Raw genomic sequence first — 1,558 nt, 5'->3', positions numbered from 1 at the left:
GCACCGAGAAGAGCCGGATGAACCGAGGGATTATCGGATGCGCGCCGATGTGCGTGTTGCTCATGCGGACTTCACCAGGCAGAACGTCTGAGCGTTCAGGCCGTCGGTCTTATTCTCGTTTTTCACCGTGTGGAAGCTGATGGTGTCGTCGGCGTCGCGCAATAGGGTTCCCACGCTGTGGTGGTGGACTTCGCCGAGGGTTTCGGTGATGGCGTGCGACATGGTCGGGTGGGCACTGATCTCGACGAAGGTGCCATGGGTCTGTCCTGCCGCGGCGATGGCCTGGCTGAACCGCACGGCTTGGCGCACGTTGGCCACCCAGTAGTCGGCGTCGAGGACGGTGGCCCCCTCGGTGACGGTCGAGATGAACGGAATGGTGGGTGTGTTGGGTGTGAGATCGGCTAGCGCCGAACGTAGTTCGCGCAGGATCGGATCCATCAGGGCGTTGTGCGAGGCGACTTCCATGTTCACCCGGCGGGCGAAGCGGTCCTGGGCGGTGACGATGTCGATCAGCGCATCGACGTCGGCGGGCGGGCCGGCGATCACGGTTTGGCGTGGGGAGGAATAGACCGCCAGGCTCACCTGGGGGTAGTCGGCGATCAACGCCGTGGTGGCCTTGGCGTCGAGCTCGAGGAGTGCGACGGCGCCCTGGCCGGCCAGCCGCGACATCAACTGCGACCGGATCGTGATCAGTCGCAGCCCTTGGGCCACCGTCAAGGCGCCCGCCACCACCGCGGCCGTCACCTCGCCCATCGAATGGCCGATCACCGCGTCGGGGTTGACTCCGTAGGACCGCCACAGCCGGGTCAGGGCCAGCTGCAACCCCATGATCACCGGCTGCGATCGGGCGTCCCCGCTGACCGGTTCGCCATCGGCGATGACCTGCTGCAGAGAAAACCCGACATGCTCGACGAACAGCGGCTCCAATTCGGCGATCGCTTCGGCGAAGACCGGTTCGTCGGTCAACAACTGGCGACCCATCCCGGCCCATTGCTGACCCTGTCCCGGGTACACGAACACCGTGCCCGGCCGGCACGGTCCCTCATGCGCACGCACCACACCGTCGGCGGGTCTGCCATCGGCGAGTGCCTGTAGTCCGGCGACGGCCTGGGCGCGGTCGCGGGCGCAGACGGTGGCGAACTTGGGTTGCCGGGCCCGGTGATGGTTGAGCGTGTGGGCCACATCGGCCAGCCCGACACCCGCACCAACCATCCACTCCGCAAGCGCTCGCGCTGTCGAGGCGATCCGCTCCGGGGTCTTGGCCGATACCACCAACGTCGTCACCGGTGGATCCGTCTGCTGTTCAACGGGTTCCGGATCGGGGGCCTGTTCGAGCACAATGTGAGCGTTGGTCCCGCTGGCACCGAAGGACGAGATTCCCGCCCGCCGCGGACCCGAGCTGGGCCACGGCATCCCGTCGGTCGCGATGGTGAATTTTGTTGCGCCTTCGCCGGCGTGGGGTGTGAGGGTGGTGAAGTTGAGGTGTTTGGGGATGTGGCCGTGTTTGACACTGAGCACCGTCTTGATGAAACCGGTGATGCCTGCGGCCGATTCGAGG

General features: G+C 66.2%; 1 pseudogene. It reads right to left on the bottom strand.

From position 1 onward, the window contains the following. Positions 1-105: 105 nt before the first annotated feature. Positions 106-1,558: pseudogene (locus D6M19_RS34010) on the bottom strand (acyltransferase domain-containing protein); the annotation flags it as partial.

The organism is Mycolicibacterium stellerae, from assembly GCF_003719305.1.
Lineage (GTDB): Bacteria > Actinomycetota > Actinomycetes > Mycobacteriales > Mycobacteriaceae > Mycobacterium > Mycobacterium stellerae.
The sequence above is the reverse complement of the archived record's forward strand: the minus strand, read 5'-3'. Positions and strand labels throughout refer to the sequence as shown.